Origin of the sequence: Propioniciclava sp. (assembly GCF_029977985.1) — a bacterium.
Classification (GTDB): domain Bacteria; phylum Actinomycetota; class Actinomycetes; order Propionibacteriales; family Propionibacteriaceae; genus Propioniciclava.
This window is the reverse complement of sequence record NZ_JARKOT010000092.1, coordinates 1-15562: the sequence shown is the minus strand read 5'-3', so window position 1 is coordinate 15562 and position 15562 is coordinate 1. Positions and strand designations below refer to the sequence as shown.

Genomic DNA, 15562 nt, shown 5'->3' with positions numbered 1-15562 from the left:
GCGGCGGCTCGGCTTCAGGAGAGCGTGCCCGAGCCCAGGAGGGTGAACAGGTCGGCGCCGATGGCGTCCACGAGAACCCGGCCGTCGGCGAACGTCGGCCGACGGCACATGATGGCCGCGGTGTAGTCGCGGCCCTCGCCGCTGACGTGGCCGATCGTGTTGACCGCCCACAGGTTGTCGAGCGACGCAAACTGCACCCAGCCGTTCTTCATCTGGACGCGGACGTCGCCCCCCCGGTCGTGGCCGACGCCCCACGTCTGCTCGGCGTTGGTCTTGCCCATCAGGTCCAGCAGGTAGAGCCGGTCGTCGACAGCGAGCGCGGGCGACCCGTCGACGAGGGCGTCGACGAGGGCCCGCTGGTCGTCGGGCGTCGTGTTCGTCCAGGACCAGAACTCGCTCCGCTCGTCGCCGCGCGTGTGCGCGAGGCCGAGGTCGGCGGCGAGGGCGGTGTAGGCGTCCTTGCCACCCACCCACTCCCACAGGGCATCGGCAGAGTCGTTGTCGGAGTTGATGATGGCCTTGGAGGCCCAGGTGTACTGGTCGAAGGTCAGCTCGGTGCCCTCGGCGCGTGCCTTGCGCAGCGCGAGCAGGACGATCATCACCTTCGCGATCGACGCGCTCTGCGTGGAGTAGTCGCCGCGGAACGCGTACGTCGCCCCCGAGCGGCGGTCACGCAACGACAGGCCCAACAGGTCGGTGTTCTGCGCATAGACGGCCATGACGGCGTCCAACTGCTCGCGGACCGTGCCGGCCGGAGAGGCCGTCGGCGTCACCAGCGGCGCAGCGCCTTTCGTGCAACCCGCCAGCGCCAAGCCGGCGCCGAGGGTGCCCACGAGGAACGTGCGGCGTCCGAACGCGCTCATGGGGGAATCCTTCCTGCGGTGGGCGCTGCCCATCTTGGCACGCGGGCACGCTCGGCCGCGGCGCACCGGGCCAGCGTGGCGGCGTCCTCGACGACGACGAGCGAACCGCCCCCCAGCACGGCCCGCACGAGCCACGCGACGGCGGCCCACGGCCCGTCCGGGGTGACCGCGACCCGATCGGACACGGGCTCCAGCGCGGCCAGGTCCCCGTGCGTCCGGACGCCGCCGCCGTCGGTCCATGCGGGGGCCTCCGGGGCGGCCGGCGCCCCCGGGTGACCGTCGGGCTGGGCCAGTGCCTCGGAACTGTAATCGGCGACGCCGCCCGGCAGGCCGGTCAGGCCGCGGCCCCAGGGGTCGAGCGAGCAGGCGAACGTCTCGGCGCCCAGCGGCGTCGGATCCTCCGGCCCGGTGACGACGAGGGCGGCGGGGGCGGCGTCCGGGCGCGCGACGACCCGGACGCCCACACCGGCGCGCCAGCAGGCGAACGGCCACACCAGGGCCATCCAGTGCGCCGGAGCCTCGATCAGGACCGGGAGGGCCACGTCGGCGTCGGCGTCCAGCCCGAGGTCGTCGAGGAGGTTGGCGGTCTTGTCGACCCAGTTCGCGAAGCTCGCCACCGACAGTTCGCTGCGCGACCCGTCGGCGCCGTAATGGGTGAGCAGCGGCGTCCCGCCCGCCGCCCGGACGCGGCGCGCCAAGGCCTGCGGGACGAGTTCGTGGCGTGGCACGGGGCCAGCGTAGGCGACGCTAGGCTGACCGCCATGCGCTACGTCGTCATCATGGCGGGCGGCTCCGGCACGCGTCTGTGGCCTCTCTCGCGCCAGGGAACCCCCAAGCAGCTTCTCAAGCTCATCGAGGGCCGCAGCCTGCTGCGGTTGGCCTTCGAGCGTGCGCTCGCGCTGGTCCCGGCCGACCGCGTGCTCGTCGTCACCGGGGCCGCGTATCTCGACGAGGTCGCCGCCGACCTCCCCGAGGTGGCCCCCGCGAACCTGCTCGGCGAGCCCATCGGCCGCGACTCCCTGAACGCGATGGCCTGGCCCGCCGCGGTGCTCGCCGCCCGCGACCCCGACGCGGTCATCGCTCAGCTCACCGCCGACCAGCTCATCGAGCCCGTCGACGCCTTCGTCCGGGCGGTCGAGGAGGGCTATGCGATCGCGGAGTCCACTCCGGACGCCCTCGTGACGCTCGGCGTCGTGCCCGCCAGCGCCCACACCGGCTACGGCTACCTCCAGCGTGGGGCCGAGCTGGACGGGTTCCCCGGCGCCTGCGTCGTGCGCGAGTTCCGCGAGAAGCCAGACGCCGCCACAGCCGCCGCCTACGTGGCCTCGGGGGAGTTCTGGTGGAACGCGGGCATGTTCGTCTTCGCGGCTCGCACCTTCCTCGAGCAACTCCAGCTGCTCGAGCCCGAGGTGCACGCAGCCGTGTTGGGGCTCGCCGCGAAGCCGGCCACCCTGCCCGACGTGTTCCCGACGCTCAAGAAGATCTCGGTCGACTACGCGATCTTCGAGCCCGTCAGCCGGGGCCTGGGCAGCGCCCGCGTGGTCGCCGTGCCCCTGCCGATCAGTTGGAAGGACGTAGGCGGCTTCGGCAGCCTCGCCGAGGTGCTTCCCGCCGACGAGCAGGGCAACGTGGTCGACGGCCTGGGGGTGGCCCTGGCAGCGAGCGACAACCTCGTGATGAACACGGTCGAGGGGCACGTCGTGACCGTCCTCGGCGTTGCCGGGCTCGTGGTCGTGCACACCCCCGACGCCACCCTCGTCACCACGCTCGCGGGCGCCGAGCAGGTCAAGGCGCTCGTGGGTAAGGTGGCCGAGGCTGCCGGGCCGAACTACGTCTGAGAAGGAACGTCGATGGTCGAGAACCTCAAGCGGCTCCGCGAGCCGGTCGCCTGGATCGTGCTGGCCGTCACGGCCGGCAGCATCGTGCTGGCCCTGATCCGGTTCGGCGTCGCGCTGTCGACCGGCCTGCCGTTCGCCGAGGCGTCCCAGTCGATGGCGCTCACGGTGATGAACCTGACCTTGGTCGTCCTCGTGGTGGCGCTCGTGTGGACGTGCGTCTTCGTCGAGCCTGCCACGCCACGCGCCTCGCGCCTCGTCACCCTCTCGGCCGTCGTCGTCACCGTGGGAACGCTGCTCACCCTGCTCGGAGCTCTCCTGGGGCTGAGCGCCATCCAGGGCGTTCTGGCTGTCGTGCTGGAGTTCGTCGGCGGACTGCTCGACATCGTCGTGAAGGCCGTCGGCGCCGTCACCTTGTGGCTCATCCACCGCGGCGTCCGCGCGGGACGGATCGCGGTCTCGAGCGGTGGGCTCGCCGCGGGCGCGGGGGTTTCCGCACGAGCGACCGGCGGGGGCTCGACGGGTGCGGATCCGTTCCTCCCTGACCCGGGCAGCGGTGGCGAGGTGGAGATCGCGAGCAGCTGGACGCCCGATGTGGCGAGCGGGCACGTGTGGACGTCGGCGTCCGACGCGGCAGCCGGGGCACCGGCCAGCGGGTCCGGCCGCCCCGGCTCGGGGAACGGCTGGCGGCCGGTTCCGCGCGAAGGTGACGATTCAGCGGACGGAACCGACCGCCGCGGCTTGACGAACGGCTAATGACACAGGTGTAATTCAGGTGTCAAGCAACGCTCTCGGCGCGTCGAGGAGGTCAAGTCGCACATGCGTGAGTTGATGATCGTGGGCCCCGACGATGAAGGCATCCTCGGGTGGCAGGAGCGGGCGCTGTGCGCCCAGACCGATCCCGAGGCGTTCTTCCCGGAGAAGGGTGGCTCCACCCGCGAGGCGAAGAAGGTCTGCCAGACCTGCGTCGTCCGTGCCGAATGCCTGGAGTACGCGCTCGCGCACGACGAGCGGTTCGGCATTTGGGGCGGGCTCTCCGAGCGCGAGCGCCGCAAGCTGAAGCGCCGCGCTGTCTGACCGGCACCGGGCCGCGATGACCTAGGCTGAACCGGGTGACCGACGTCGACTCCGACTCCGCTCTCGACCCGTGGGGTTGGCTCCACGAGTCCGCCGTGGAGACGCCCCTCCCCGACGGTGGCGATGTCACCGCGGTCCTCGTCTCCCACGACGGTCCTCGCTGGCTGCGGGACACACTCGCCTCCCTCGCTGCGCTCACCGTCCGGCCCGCGCACCTCGTCGCCGTCGCGACCGGCACGGACGCCGACGCCGCCGCCCAGCTCGCCGCCGCCCAGCGCGACGGTGTCCTGGACACGGTCCTCACCGCTCCCGCGGACTCCTTCGGCGCGGCCGTGCGCATCGCCCTCGCCGACGGCCCCGGCGACACCCGCTGGCTGTGGCTTCTCCACGACGACGCCGAGGTCTCCCCGGACGCCCTGGGTCGCCTCCTCGCCCGCGCCGAGGCCACCCAAGGGGCCGCCGCCGTCACTCCCGTCCTCCTGACGCCCCGCCGGCGCGGCGTGGGTGCGCTGATCAGCGAGGTGGGGCAGACCGTCACGCGCGGCGGCTCGATCACGAGCGCGGGCGCGAACGGCGTCATCGACCAGGGGCAGCTCGAGTCGCAGCAGGTGCTGGGGGCGTCCACGTGCGCGTTGCTGGTCGCCCGCGCGGCGTTCGACGCCGTCGGCGGCACCAATGACGATCTGCCCACGTCCGTGCAGGGCCTCGACCTCGGCGCCCGCCTGACCGCGGCTGGCGGTGTCGTGGTCACCGAGCCGGAGGCGAAGGTGCGCCACGTCGAGGCCTCCGCGCGCGGGCTCCGCGGGCCGGGGGAGGACGCCGTCGCCCTGGAGCGGCGCACGTACGGTCTAGCCTTCGACGCGGTCGCGCACGGCCGTGGCGGCAGCGCGCTCGGCACGACGATCGGCTCGTGGGCCCGGACAGCGGGCCTCGTGCTCGGCAAGGACACCCCTGGGGCGGCCGTCGAGCGCCGCGCCCTGGCAGCCTGGCAGGGAGCGCGCGACGCACGGGCGGCGGCCGCAGCACGGTTCGCAGCGGCGTCGACCGGCGTCGACCTGGCGCCGTTGCGGCCCACGAGAGCCGATGTCGCGCGCCGCGGGATCGAGGACGCGGGCGGCCGGTTCTCGGAGTGGGCGGCGTCCTTCACCGACCGCAGTGTCGGCGTCGGGTTCGACACGCTGACCGGAGACGACTTCGCGGGCGGCGGCCTGGAGAACCGCCGCCGGCCGTGGACGCCGTGGGCGGTCGTGCTCGGCCTGCTGGTCGTGGCGGCCGCGGTGGCCGCGCGCGACATCGTCGGTCTGGCGCCGCTGCGCGGCCCTCAGTTGCTGCCGGCGCCGGGCACGCCGACGGGGTTGCTCGACGCCTACCTCGCACCCGTGGCGGGCACCGATCCCGGCTCGGGCGCGCCGTGGGCCGCGTTGGCCTGGCTCACTTCCTTGCCCCTGCTGACTTCGGCGGACGCCGTGGTCACCGTCGTGCTGACGGCCTGCGTGCCGGCCCTGTTCCTGCTCGCCCGGCGGTTCCTGCTGCGTGCCACGGACGACCGGACCGTCGCCGCTGCCGGCGCGTTGGGCATCGCGCTGGCCCCCGTGCTCACCGGCGCCGTGGGCCGCGGCGACGTGGGAGCGGTCGCGTGGACCATCCTCGCGGTGCTCGCCGCCACCGGCCTGCAGACCTGGCTCGACGAGGGGCTCACGTGGGGCGGCGCCGCCCGACTCGCCCTGGCCCTCGCGGGACTCACCGCCCTCGCCCCGCTGACGGGGCTGCTCGCGATCGCGGGCATCCTCGCGCTCGGCTTGGTGCGTCGCGCGGGCGTCGGCCGCCTGCTGGTGGCCGCGCTCGCTCCGCTCGGCGTCTTCGTCACCCCGTGGACGGCCGAGCTCGCCGCGCATCCGGGCCGGTTGCTCACCGGCATCGAGCCGCTCCTGGCACCGACCGTCGTGGCCGAGTGGTGGGCGCTCCTGCTCGGCCGGCCGGCCGGCGACGGACTGCCACCGCTCTGGCTCTCCGCGGTCGTCGTCGGAGCCTGGTGGTTCCTCGCCTTGGCGGGTGCGGTCTTGCGACCGGCGAAGGCTGGCTGGGCGCTGGCGGCCGCCACGGGGTCCGGGGTCGTGGCAGTCGCCATCTCGCGGGTCGGGGTCGGCATTCCCCCGGACGCCGTCGCCGTGCCGCAGGCGACCGAGTGGGCGATTCTGCTCGTCGGTGCGCTGGCGGTCGCGACCGCCCTCGGTTTCGCCGGTCTGGCCGAGCGGGCCAGCGCCACCAGCTTCGGTACCCGCCAGCTGCTGACCTCAGCCGTCGGCGTCCTCGCCGTGGGGGCGCTCGTGGTGACAGGCGGCTGGTGGGTGTGGGCCGGGCTGGCCCCGCTCGAGCGCCGTGACGTGGGCGCGGTGCCTCCGTTCATCGCCCGCGACCAGGAGCGGGGCGCCACGCGCACCCTCGCCCTCGAACTCCACGGCGACACCTTGGCGTGGGCGCTCCACGAGGGCGACTTCGCGCGCCTCGGCGATGCAGAGCGCGGCCTCGTCCTCGCCGGAGACCCCGAGGCGCGGGCGCTCGCGGCGTCGGTAGCCGCCCGAATCGCCGCCGGAACCGCCGACGACGCCATCGCCGCCGATCTTGCCCGCCTCGGCGTGGGGCACGTGTGGCTCAAGGGCGCGAGCCCGGCGCTCGCCGTCCAGGTCTCGAACACCCCGGGCCTCGGCACGGCTGCAGGGGAAGGGGACGTCAGCACCTGGGCGCTGCCCGCGTCCGGGCGTCTGACGATCCGCAGTGGCGCGGAGACCTCGCGGGTTGACCCGGCCGCCCAGATCGCCGCCGGCGGTGCCGACCGCACTCTCGTCCTCGCCGAGCCGGCCGACCCCCGCTGGCGAGCGAGCCTCGACGGCGTCCAGCTGGCACCCGAGCCCGACGCTGCGATGCCGACGTTCCGGCTCGGGGCAGGCGGCGGGGCATCGCGGACCTGGCTGGAGTCCGGCGGGCCCTGGTGGGCGTGGGTGCAGGTGGGTGGCCTCGTCGTGTTGGCCCTCCTCGCCGCCCCCGCCACGACCGGCGGGCGAGAGGCGGAGCGTCGCTCGGCGCGCGGCGGACGCCGCGCCGCGGACGGGCGGAGAGGGGTCGACGCATGAGGTGGTCCTGGACCTCTATCGCTGTCGCCGGCGCGCTGGCCGCGGCCACGGTCGCCGTGGGCGCCACCGCCCCGGCCTGGACGCCCCCGGCCGACACCGCCGCCACCACCGGCGCCAGCGTCGAGCGTGCCTGCCCGGGCACTGCCGGCGACACCGCTACGACGCGCCTGGCGGCCTGGGCCGAGGGCGGCGTCACGACCGCCACCCTGGCCGACCCCGCCGCCTCGAGCGATCAGTCCGCCCCGACGTGGGACGCCGCGGCCGAGGTCACCCGCGTCCTGACCCCCGCAGACGCCCCCGCCGCGGTGACGGCGTCCGCCTGGGCGGCCGACGGCCCCGATCGCGGCCTGTCGGCAGTGGCGTGCCCAGCGGCCCTCGGGGACGCCTGGTTCGTCGGTGTGCGCAGCGATGCGGCGCACACGACCGAACTGTTCCTCACCAACCTGGATTCCACGCCGGCGGAGGTCTCGCTCACGATCCTCGGCGCCGACGGACGGGTGGCCGCCGCGGGCACGCGGGGCATCCAGGTGAACGCCCGCACGACCCGGACGGTCGCGCTGGGCCCGCTGCTCGACTCGGGCGAGCCGGCGACGATTCGCGTCGAGACGACCGCGGGGCGGGTGGCGTCCGTGGTGCGCGAGCGCGCCTGGGATGCCGCGACGCCCCGCGGCGCGCTCTGGCTGGGTGCGACTGCGGCACCTGCGGCGTCCGTCGTGGTGCCCGGCATCCCCGGCGGTGCGGGGGAGCGGACCGTCGTCGTGACCAACCCGGGCGATCGCGTCGCCACCGTCAGCGTCGACGTTCTCGGCGACGCGGGCGCCATCCAGGTGGCCGGCGCCGAGACCCTCGAGTTGCCCGCGCAGACCACGCGCACGCTCAACCTGGCGCCGGGCCTCGCCGGGCACCCCGCGTCGGTGCGCCTGAGCGGATCGCGCGAGGTGCTGGCAGCCGTGCGCGTCACCAGTGGGGACGACCCGGCCACGGCCTCCGCGGCCGTCGTGCCCGCCGCGACCGGGTTCGGTTCGAGGGCCGCTCAGCGGGTCACCTCGCCCGAGGGCACGACGACGCTGCTCGTGCTGGCCAACCCATCGGACGGCGCGGCGCCCGTCCGGATCCTCGCCACCGGCCCCGACGGCGGTCGGCTCAAGGACGAGGAGATCGTCGTGCCGGCCAACGGGGCCGTGGAGGTGGGGGACGCCCCCGGCGTCGACACGCTCTGGCAGGTGACGACGGACGCCCCCGGCGTGGTGGCGGCCGTGCTCGCCTCTGGGCCGGTCGGGGGCACCGCCGGCCTCGTCGTGGTGCCCGTCGTGGGGCAGGCGGCGACGGCGTCCGGGCCCACGCCCGTGGCCGATCCGCACGCGGGCACCTGAGGCCACTCGCTTCCGCAACCGACCCGCCGTTTTCCGCAGCGCAGCGGAAAGCGTGGGGTCTGGACCCCTTCGCTGCACCGTCGTACTGTGACGTTGAAGCACCCTCGACGGTCCTGGGCGCTTCGGCGCAGCCACAGCGGAGTGGAGGTGAGCGCGCGTGGACGCACGGATGTGGGACATCCTCGACCAGATGGACGCCGCGCCCGTCGTCACGGCCGAGGACCTGGGGGTGGCGCTGGGAGTCACCCCGCGCACCGTCCGGACGATCATCGCCCGCTCGCGCCGGCACCTGCAGGGGGCGGGGGCGTCGCTCGAGTCGAAGCCCGGCCAGGGCTACTGGCTGGAGGTGTCCGATCCCGCCTCGTTCGCCGAGTTCCGCGCTCGCCGCGGTCAGCAGGACGGCGTCCCGCGCACATCGGCGGAGCGGGAACGCTACCTCCTCGAGCTGTTGCTCACGGCGTCCGACTACGTGAAGATCGACGAGGTCGCCGAGCGGCTCTACGTGTCGAAGAAGACGGTCACCCACGACCTGGCGGCCGTGGAGGACGTGCTGCGCGAGCACAACCTGCTGCTCGACCGGAAACCGTACCGCGGCATCAGGGTGGTGGGGTCGGAGTTCGACGTGCGCCACTGCCTGGCGACGAGCTCGGCCGAACTGCGTGAACTGCTGGAGCCGTCGGTGCCGCTGCGCTCGATCGTGCGGGATGTGCTGGCCGACGAGGGGATGGACATTTCCGACGTCGCCCTGCGCAACGTGGTGCTGCACGTGGCGATCGCCCTGAGCCGGGTGCGGGCGGGCAACGCGATGCTGAGCGGCACCGACGAGGTCGGCCGGTTCGTCACCGAACGGGAACTGGCCGTCGCGGGGCGCCTGCTGCACCGGACGGGCGAGGCGGCCGGCGTCGCCTTCACCGAGCCTGAACGCGCCTACCTCGCGCTCCACCTGGCGGGCAAGCGCATCCTGCGCGACGCCCGCGCGGCCGAGGCACTCGGCGTCCACGCGGACGCGCGCGAACTCGTCGACGAGATGCTCAAGGTCGCCGACTTCAACTACAACCTCGGCCTCGGTAACGACGACGACCTGCGCAGTTCGCTCACCCAGCACGTGGTGCCCATGCTCGTGCGGGTGCAGTTCTCGATGTCGCTCACCAACCCGATCCTGGCGCAGGTGAAGGAGGGCTATCCGCTCGCGTACCTCATGGCGTCCCAAGCGTGCGCGGCGGTGCAGTCGCGGATGGGGCGTCCCCTGTCGGACGACGAGGTCGGCTACGTCGCTTTGTGGTTCGCGCTGTCGCTCCAGCGCCGACGCCGCAAGCCTGCCCGCAAACGGGTGCTCATCGCCTGCACGTCGGGGCGTGGCTCGGCGCGTCTGCTCGAATACCGCTACCGAGAGGAGTTCGCCGACCTCATCGCGTCGGTCGAGACCTGCGAGGCGCACAAAGTGGCGTCGGTGGACTTCTCGACGATCGACATCGTCTTCACCACGGTCCCGCTGGCCTTCACGCCGCCCGTGCCCGTCCACCAGGTGAGCAGTGTGCTCGGCAGCGACGACTCGGCACGCGTGCGCCGGGCGCTGCAACGCGACCGCGAACGCAGCATCAGGGCGTGCTTCCACCCGGACCTGTTCCTGGTCGGCCTCACCGAGGAGACCCCGGAGGCGATCATCGGCACGATGGTGGACGCCGTCGGCGCGCGTCAGGAATTGCCCGGGGTGTTCCTGCGCTCGGTCCTGCGGCGCGAGCGGTTGTCCTCGACCGACTTCGGCAATCGGGTGGCCATGCCGCACGCGGAGGTGGCGATGCTGCCCGAGACGACGGTGTGCGTGGCGGTGCTCGACCGGCCCGTGCATTGGGTGCACAACCCGGTGCAGGTCGTCTTCTTGGTGTCGATCTCGACCCACGAGGGCAAGGACCTCCATCGCTTCTACGGCACCCTCAGCAAGTTCCTCATGAGCCAACGGCACGTGGCCGACCTCATCGCACGCCGCGACTTCGACGAGCTCATGGACGTCCTCAGCGAGATCGAGACCAACCTGGAGGTGCACGGATGACGGAACAAGGAGCCCCCGCGCTGCGGATCCTGCTCGCGTGTGCGCTCGGCATGTCGACCTCGATCCTCGTGGCCCGGATGCAGGAGGAGGCGGCCCGACAGGGCAAAAGTCACCGCATCTGGGCGGCCGACCAGTCGACCATCGAGGCCCAGCTCGGTGAGTTCGACGTCGTCCTGCTGGGACCGCAGGTCAAACACTTGCTCAAGAAGGTGAAAGGCATCGTCGGGGAAGCCGCGCCCGTCGATGTGATCGATGCGCGCGCATACGGGCGGGGCCAGGCGGCCGCCGTTCTCCATCAGGCCGAACAACTCATGAGAAAGGACTGACATGTCTTCTTTCGGCGAGAAGTTCTCCGAGTCCCTCAGCACCGTTGCTGAGAAGGTCGAGGAGAACAAGTACCTCAGCTCACTCAAGAACGCCTTCGCGTACTACCTGCCGTTCATCTTGGTGGGTTCGTTCGCGACCCTCCTCAACACGCTGATTTCGTCCAAGACGACCGGCCTCGCCCTCTGGGTGCCGGCGCTGGCCGAACTCGCGCCCGGTTTCACCGCCCTCAACTTCGCGACGATGTCGTTCATGACGATCCCGATCGTCTTCCTGCTCGGACTGCTGCTCGGACGCCGCAACGGCACGCAGGAGTACGCCACCGCCGCCCTGGCCGTGGTCGCCTATGTCTCCGTGGTGCCGCAGGTCGTGACCGCCGCCGTCACCGACCAGCCCGACCTGACGACGAGCGCCGCCGGCATCCCGGCGGCCGCCCTGGGCGCCCAGGGCCTGTTCGTCGGCATCATCTGGACGATCGTCATCACCGAGCTGTTCCGGTGGCTCGCCTCGGTCGAGGCGCTGCGCATCAAGATGCCCGCCAGCGTGCCGCCCGCCGTGAGCTCCTCGTTCAGCAACCTGCTGCCCGTGTTCATCGTGCTCGTCTTCAGCGCCATCTTCGGCATCCTCTTCCGGATGCTCACCGGCTCCTACCTGAACGAGTGGATCTATTCGGTTCTGCAGGCGCCGCTGGAGGTCATCTTCCAGTCGACTGCGGGCATCGTGATCATGCTCATGACCGCCCAGCTGTTCTGGTTCCTCGGCATCCACGGCGGCCTCGTGATCTCCCCGATCCGCAACCCGCTCATGGCGGCCGGCATCGCGACCAACGTGGCGCTCCACAACGCGGGTGACGCCCCGACCCAGATCCTCACCTTCGGCTTCTGGCTCGTATTCGGCGTCGTCGGCGGTGCGGGCATGACCCTCGGCCTCAACATCGCGGGCATGCTGTTCTCGAGTCAGCAGGACCTCAAGATGGTCTGCCGCCTTGGCCTCCTGCCCGGCCTGTTCAGCATCAGCGAGCCGATGGTGTTCGGCGTCCCGCTCGTGCTCAACCCCATCTACGTGATCCCGTTCATCGGCAACGCCGGCATCTCGGGCTTCATTGGCGTTCTGGCTCACCAGATCGGCTTCGTCAGCCCGAACGTGGTCGACGTGCCGTTCGGCCTGCCCATCCTCCTCAATGCGTTCATCAGCTACGGCTGGCAGGGCATCGTCGTTCAGGCGATCATCATCGTGGTCTGCACGCTCACGTGGATCCCGTTCGTCAAGATCGACGACCGCCGCGCCCGCCTCGAGCAGGAGCGTGCGGCTGAGGCCGAGGTGGCGCTGTGAACGCCAAGGACGTCCTGACCGAACTCAAGCCCGAGTTCCCCCGAGGTTTCCTCTGGGGCGGTGCCCTCGCCGCGAACCAGTGCGAGGGTGCTTGGGACGCCGACGGCAAGGGACCGTCGGTGGCCGACGTGACCCGCCGCAAGGAGAACATCGATCCCAAGGATTACAAGGGCAGTCACGCCATCTCGCTCGCCGACATCCATGCGGCCCTCGAGTGGACCGACGAGCTCGGACCCTATGGCAAGCGCCGCGGCAACAAGTTCTACGAGCGCTACCTCGAGGATCTCGACCTCTGCGCCGAGATGGGCTTCAAGACCCTGCGGGTCTCCATCCAGTGGACGCGGCTGTTCCCCGAGGCGGAGGAGAAGCAGCCGCTGGAGGCCGGCGTCCGGTTCTACCGGCAGCTGTTCGAGGCGATGCGGGAGCGGAGCATCGAGCCGCTGGTCACCCTGCACCACTACGAGCAGCCGCTCGCCACGGTCTTCAACCGGCGTGGCTGGTACGACCGCGGGATGATCGAGCTGTTCAACCGGTTCACCGAGGTCTGCTTCCGCGAGTACGGCGATCTGGTCACCTATTGGCTGACCTTCAACGAGGTCGACTCGATCTTCCGCCACCCGTTCACCACGGCGGGCCTGGTGGAGGAGCAGTTCGAGGGCCTCGACATGGAACAGGTGTGCTACCAGGCGCTCCACCACCAGCTCGTCGCGGCGGCCGTGGCCACCACGCAGATGCACGAGCTGGCGCCCGGAGGCCGGATGGGGTGCATGCTCACCAAGACGCTGCACTACCCGCTCACCTCGCATCCGGACGACCAGCTGCTCGCCCAGCGCGTCAACCGCGAGAACCATCTCGCCTCCGACGTGCATGCCTTCGGCGAATACCCCGGCTGGGTGCTGAAGGAGTGGGAACGCAAGGGGATCACGGTCGAGCGGACGGACGCGGACGCCGCGGTGCTGAAGGAGGGGGTCATCGACTACTTCTCGTTCAGCTACTACATGTCGATGGTGTCGACCCGTGACGAGGCGGACAAGGAGAAGGTCTCCGGCAATCTCACCTCGGGCGTGAAGAATCCGTACCTCGACGTCACGGAGTGGAACTGGCAGATCGATCCGGAGGGCCTCCGCTTCTCGCTCATCGACCTCTACGACCGCTACCGGATGCCGCTGTTCATCGTGGAGAACGGCATCGGCGCCATCGACGAATTCAAGGACGGGACGGTCGTCGACGACTACCGCATCGCCTACTTCCGCAGCCACATCACCGAGATCGGCAAGGCCATCGCCGACGGCGTCGACCTGCTCGGCTACACCCCGTGGGGCTGCATCGATCTCGTATCGATGTCGACCTGCCAGATGAGCAAGCGGTACGGCTTCGTCTACGTGGACGCCGACGACGAGGGCCACGGCACGTACGACCGGTCCAAGAAGAAGAGCTTCGACTGGTATGCCCGTGTCATCGCCACCAACGGAGCCAACCTGGAGGATCTGTGAGCAAGTCCCTGCCCGAGCAGTTCCTGTGGGGAGGTGCCCTCGCCGCCAACCAGTGCGAGGGAGCCTGGCTCGCCGACGGGAAGCAGCCCTCGACCGCCGACACGGTGCCGGTGGGCGCGGGACGTTTCCTGCGGACGACGCTGGAGGTCGCCGAGGGCGTCCACTACCCGAGTCACGATGCGATCTCGTTCTACGAGCACTACAAGAGCGACCTCGCGTTGCTGGCCGGGATGGGGCTGCGCTGCCTGCGCATCTCCATCGCGTGGACCCGCATCTTCCCCAACGGTGACGACGCCGAGCCCAACGAGGCCGGCCTGGCGTTCTACGACGACCTGCTGGACGAGATGATCCGGCTCGGCATGGAGCCCGTGGTGACGATCACCCACTACGAGTACCCGTTGAACGCGATCAAGAAGTACGGCGCCCTCGACAACCGCGCCTGGCTGGACCTGTATGCCCGCTACATCGACGTGCTGTTCCGCCGGTACGGCTCGAAGGTGACGTACTGGATGACGTTCAACGAGGTGAACAACACCACGCGCATCCCGTACCTGTCGGCGGGGCTGCTCACCGAACCGGGCGACGCGGGTGCGGTGCAGCAGGCCTTCCAGGCGGCTCACCACCAGTTCGTGATGAACGCGATGACCGTCAAGCTGGCCCGCGAGCTCATGCCGGACGCCTGGATCGGCTGCATGCTCAGCCTGTCCACGATCTACGCGGCGACGTGCCGCCCCGAGGACGTGCTGGGTGCCTACGTCTACCGGCGGCGTTCGCTCATGTACTCCGATGTGATGCTGCGCGGTGAATACCCGGGCTACGCCAAGCGCCTCATGGCCGACGAGGGCCTCGAGCTCGAGATCGCCGACGGCGATCTCGAGTTGATCAGGGAGTACACCTGCGACTACCTCGCTTTCAGCTACTACCGGACGACCGCCTTCGCGGTGGGCGACGAACCGCAGTACAACACCGCGGGCGTCGTCGGGTCGGAGAACCCGTACCTGGAGACCTCCAGCTTCGGGTGGCCGAAGGATCCGGTGGGGTTCCGGTACGTCTGCAACGAGTTGTGGGACCGCTACCAAGTGCCCCTGTTCATCGCCGAGAACGGGCTGGGCACCTACGACGAGGTGCAGCCGGACGGCAGGATCCACGACGAGGAGCGGATCCACTACTTCTACGACCACGCCGAGCAGCTGCTGGAGGCCATCGAGGACGGTTGCCAGGTCTTCGGCTACACCTGGTGGGGTCCCATCGACATCGTCAGCGCCGGCACCGGTCAGATGGCGAAGCGGTACGGCTTCATCCACGTCGACCTCGACGACGACGGGAACGGCACGGGGGAGCGGCGCATCAAGGACTCCTACCACCGGTACAAGGAGTGGATCGCCACGCACTGACCCTGGACGTCGGCCGCCCGTCGGCCTGTCGGAGCCCCTCGTCGGTCCCGGCAGGCTCGACCGGCTGATTCGTCGCTCCCTTCGAGCCCGGTCGACCAGGGCCGGGCCGGTGGAAGGATGGTGTCGGCACCGGACGAAGGAGGCATGGTGACGGACGAGGAGCGCAGGGCCGCGGCACGCGGCGTCGCGGCGGGGCTGCTAGGCGTGTTGGGTGGCTTCCAGATGGCCCTGGCCGCCGGCGCTCCCTGGGGTTCAGCGGCGTACGGCGGGAAGCACCCTGGCGTCCTGCCGACACGCCTGCGGGTGGTCTCCGCGGCGGCGGTGCCCGTTTACGGTGCGCTGTTCGTGCTGGTCGCGCGCGAGCCCCTGGGCCAGCGGCAGAGGCGCGCCCATGAGGTCGTCGCCGGGTTGTTCGCGGCGGCTGTCCTCCTCAACCTCGCCAGCCCGTCGCGAGCCGAGCGTGGGTGGGCGCCGGTGTGCGCGGCCATCGCGACTGCCACGTTGGCCGCGCGGCCCGCGCGTTCCACCGCTCTCGCGCGCTCGACCAGTGCTCAGTCCCAATCGTCGTCTTCGGAGCCGCGGTGGCCGAGAGGATCGATCTCGTCCACGGCGATGCCGGTGGCCTCGGCGAGCTGCTCGACGATGGTGCGGAACACGAGGATGCGCAACCCCGCCCGGGTGCGGGCGCGC

General features: G+C 71.3%; 12 protein-coding genes. 10 read left to right on the top strand and 2 right to left on the bottom strand.

The annotated features are described in order from the left end of the window. Positions 1 to 14: 14 nt before the first annotated feature. On the bottom strand, positions 15 to 863 hold the full coding sequence (locus Q1K57_RS05535; RefSeq protein ID WP_300079856.1) for a serine hydrolase: 849 nt from the start codon (positions 861 to 863) through the stop codon (positions 15 to 17). After that, the gene (locus Q1K57_RS05530) at positions 860 to 1591 is read right to left on the bottom strand and encodes a TIGR03089 family protein (RefSeq protein WP_300079855.1); all 732 of its coding nucleotides are present in this window, start codon (positions 1589 to 1591) and stop codon (positions 860 to 862) included. Before Q1K57_RS05530 ends, Q1K57_RS05535 begins: the two co-directional genes overlap by 4 nt. A 33-nt stretch (positions 1592 to 1624) precedes the next feature. Between Q1K57_RS05530 and Q1K57_RS05525 the strand changes: the two genes are divergently transcribed. From Q1K57_RS05525 to Q1K57_RS05480, 10 genes are all read left to right on the top strand, one after another. After that, complete coding sequence (locus Q1K57_RS05525) at positions 1625 to 2701, top strand: mannose-1-phosphate guanylyltransferase (RefSeq protein ID WP_300079854.1); 1077 nt, start codon at positions 1625 to 1627, stop codon at positions 2699 to 2701. A 12-nt stretch (positions 2702 to 2713) separates the two neighbouring features. After that, the gene (locus tag Q1K57_RS05520) at positions 2714 to 3454 is read left to right on the top strand and encodes a hypothetical protein (protein WP_300079852.1); all 741 of its coding nucleotides are present in this window, start codon (positions 2714 to 2716) and stop codon (positions 3452 to 3454) included. 63 nt (positions 3455 to 3517) lie between these two features. Then, positions 3518 to 3775, top strand: a complete 258-nt coding sequence (locus tag Q1K57_RS05515) for a WhiB family transcriptional regulator (protein WP_300079850.1) — start codon at positions 3518 to 3520, stop codon at positions 3773 to 3775. 35 nt (positions 3776 to 3810) lie between these two features. Beyond that, positions 3811 to 6906, top strand: a complete 3096-nt coding sequence (locus Q1K57_RS05510) for a glycosyltransferase (RefSeq protein ID WP_300079848.1) — start codon at positions 3811 to 3813, stop codon at positions 6904 to 6906. Next, the gene (locus Q1K57_RS05505; protein ID WP_300079846.1) at positions 6903 to 8279 is read left to right on the top strand and encodes a DUF5719 family protein; all 1377 of its coding nucleotides are present in this window, start codon (positions 6903 to 6905) and stop codon (positions 8277 to 8279) included. The genes Q1K57_RS05510 and Q1K57_RS05505 overlap by 4 nt, the downstream gene beginning before the upstream one ends. 157 nt (positions 8280 to 8436) lie before the next feature. Further along, a complete protein-coding gene (locus Q1K57_RS05500) occupies positions 8437 to 10329 on the top strand; it encodes a PRD domain-containing protein (RefSeq protein ID WP_300079845.1) in 1893 nt (630 codons plus the stop codon). Then, a complete protein-coding gene (locus Q1K57_RS05495) occupies positions 10326 to 10655 on the top strand; it encodes a PTS sugar transporter subunit IIB (RefSeq protein WP_300079844.1) in 330 nt (109 codons plus the stop codon). Before Q1K57_RS05500 ends, Q1K57_RS05495 begins: the two co-directional genes overlap by 4 nt. A 1-nt stretch (position 10656) precedes the next feature. Next, positions 10657 to 11985: a PTS transporter subunit EIIC gene (locus tag Q1K57_RS05490; protein ID WP_300079843.1), complete on the top strand. Its 1329-nt coding sequence runs from the start codon at positions 10657 to 10659 to the stop codon at positions 11983 to 11985. Next, entirely contained in the window at positions 11982 to 13478 is a 1497-nt protein-coding gene (locus Q1K57_RS05485; RefSeq protein WP_300079841.1) for a family 1 glycosylhydrolase, read from the top strand. Before Q1K57_RS05490 ends, Q1K57_RS05485 begins: the two co-directional genes overlap by 4 nt. After that, positions 13475 to 14872, top strand: a complete 1398-nt coding sequence (locus Q1K57_RS05480; protein ID WP_300079839.1) for a glycoside hydrolase family 1 protein — start codon at positions 13475 to 13477, stop codon at positions 14870 to 14872. The genes Q1K57_RS05485 and Q1K57_RS05480 overlap by 4 nt, the downstream gene beginning before the upstream one ends. Positions 14873 to 15562: the final 690 nt, after the last annotated feature.